We start from the raw sequence: 746 nt of genomic DNA, 5'->3' as shown, positions 1-746 counted from the left end.
CCAGGCGGCCGAGGCCGGCCAGCAGCACCAGCACGGCATAGGGCATCAGGCTTTCCACCAGGCCGATGCGCACGCCGGTCCAGTTGTTGATCAGCGCCAGCGGCCCGGTGCTGAGCCCCATCCCTGTCAGCAGCGCGTTGATCATGCCCTGGTCGCCGAGGATGGCCATCCACCCGACCAGCCGCGCCGTGCCGGAGACCAGCAGCGGCGCCACGGCCGCCAGCGCCAGCAGCCCGCGCCAGCGTGGCGAGGCGCCGCGCACCAGCAGCGCGATCGGCAAAGCGAGCGCCACCGCGATGGCTGCCGAGCTCGCCGCCAGCATCACGGTGTTGAGCACCAGCTCGCGGGTGAAGTCGTCCCCGACCAGCTTGGTATAGCTGTCGGTGGTCACCGCCACTTCCATGGCGCCGGTGTCGGTGGTGCGGTTCAGGCTGATGCGGAACAGCCCGGCCATCGGCCAGAGGAAGGCCAAAGCCAGGACCGCCAGCGCGGGGGCGGCGAGCAGCCAGCCGATCATGGTGCCGGAAACACCGCGAGATCGGCCGCCCGGAAGGCCAGCCGCAGCGGCGCGCCCGGGGCGAGGTCGCGCCAGGGCCCGTCCTGCCCGGCCTGCAGCTCGGCGGTGACCGGGCCGGCTTCGGTCTCGGTCTCCAGCGCGATGGTCTCGCCGGTATAGATGCGCCGCGTCAGCCGTGCCTCCAGCAGGTTGTCGTAGCCGGGGGGGGGGGCGGCGCTGTCTTCCAGCG

At 72.7% G+C, this 746-nt stretch carries 1 protein-coding gene and 1 pseudogene; both read right to left on the bottom strand.

The features are described 5' to 3' along the window. Nucleotides 1–517 (bottom strand): annotated as a pseudogene (locus tag BKE38_RS27515) (ABC transporter permease); the annotation flags it as partial. Beyond that, on the bottom strand, nucleotides 514–746 hold a 233-nt coding region (locus BKE38_RS27510; RefSeq protein ID WP_131829749.1), incomplete at its 5' end, for a TOBE domain-containing protein. The pseudogene BKE38_RS27515 and the gene BKE38_RS27510, both read right to left, overlap by 4 nt.

It is taken from the genome of Teichococcus deserti, from assembly GCF_001982615.1.
GTDB classification, from domain to species: Bacteria; Pseudomonadota; Alphaproteobacteria; order Acetobacterales; family Acetobacteraceae; genus Pseudoroseomonas; species Pseudoroseomonas deserti.
Note: the sequence above shows the minus strand (reverse complement) of the source record. Positions and strands in the feature narration are given on the sequence as shown.